1 protein-coding gene is annotated in these 1,577 nt (G+C 45.1%); it reads left to right on the forward strand.

The window, feature by feature from the left end; translation table 11 throughout:
• The coding region (locus tag AB0G52_RS41065) for a phage tail tape measure protein (RefSeq protein ID WP_361344380.1) at positions 1-1,577 on the forward strand (1,577 nt) is incomplete at both ends.

Below are 1,577 nucleotides of genomic sequence, written 5' to 3' on the forward strand. Positions count from 1 at the left end.
GTAATCGCAGCACTGCCGGGTATAATTTCGGCAGCAGAAGCATCGGGCGAAGATTTAGCGATGACGTCCGACACCGTTTCATCGGCGCTTAACATTTGGGGGCTTGAAGCAGGCGATGCTAGTCGTGTTGCTGACGTATTAGCAGAGTCGGCTAACTCAACGGCTGCAGGTATACGGGATATGCAATATGCATTTAAATACGCAGGTGCTCCGGCTGCTGCATTAGGTGTTTCAATGGAAGAAACGGCAGCATCTATCGGTTTAATGACAAATGCAGGTCTACAAGGCGAAAATGCTGGTACGGCGTTACGTGCGTCCTTACTAGCTTTGTTGAATCCGTCTGAGAAAAACTCGAAGATGATGGAAAGTATGGGAATTCAAATCACAGATACTGCAGGTAATTTCGTCGGTATTTCGAAGTTGGTCGATAACCTTTCGAAGTCAATGGAAGGTCAAACGGATACACAGAAAGCAGCTACACTTGCATCGTTAGTTGGAACCGAAGCGGTATCCGGCTTTTTAGCGTTGATGGACGCAGGGCCAGCGAAAATAGATGAGATGACGGCATCATTAGAAGGAAGCGCAGGTGCTTCGCAAGAGGCTGCGAATAAAATGAAAGCGGGTATCGGGGGTTCCATCGAACAGTTAACAGGTTCTATTGAGTCGTTGGCAATATCGCTAGGTGATCAATTAGTTCCATACGTGCAGATAGTTGCGGACTTCATTTCGATGTTGGTGAATAAATTTAACGAGTTATCCGAAAGCACGAAACAGTTTCTTGTCGTAGGTGCTGCTGTAACTGCGTTACTGGCCTTGTTTTTGGCAACTGTTGGTGTAGTAATTATGACTATAGGCACTGTTGCTTCTAGTATAGGAGCACTAGCTATCGCCTTAGGCACTACCTCAGCAGTGATACTAACAACAATAGGAGTAATTTTAGCGATAGTAGCTGCAGTAGTAGCATTGGGTGTCGGGTTAGTTGCCGCATACAATCACGTTGGATGGTTCAGAGATATGGTCGACGCAGCATGGGCGTGGATTAAGAATGCGTTCTTCACAGCGCTCGAATATATCATGGGAGTCGTACAATGGTTAATGGCGGATATCAGTGCGTTTATAGGTGAACAACTTGCGAAGATTAAAGCATTTTGGAACGAAAACGGGCAAGCAATTATGACTATAGTTAAGACTTATTTCGGAGTTATCCAAGAGTATGTACAGATGGTGATGGGGATTATTAAAGGCGTTTTCCAAATGGTGTGGCCTATTATCGTAGGTGTAATTAGGGCAGCATGGGAAACGATTAAAGCGATAGTTGCAACAGCCATCGATTTAGTGTTAGGTGTTATTCAAACTACCCTGCGTATTCTACAGGGCGATTGGGCAGGCGCGTGGGAAACGATTAAGTCAACTGCGATGTCAATATGGAAAAACATCGTCGGCATCTTCGAAAATATCGACCTAGCAGAAACAGGAAAGAACATCATAAACGGACTGATTGGCGGTATCTCTTCTATGGCTGGTGCTGTTAAAGACGCAGTGGTTGGTATCGGCGAAAAAATCAAGAACGGATTTAC

It is taken from the genome of Streptomyces sp. NPDC021562, from assembly GCF_040640875.1.
In the GTDB taxonomy this organism is placed as follows: Bacteria; Actinomycetota; Actinomycetes; order Streptomycetales; family Streptomycetaceae; genus Streptomyces.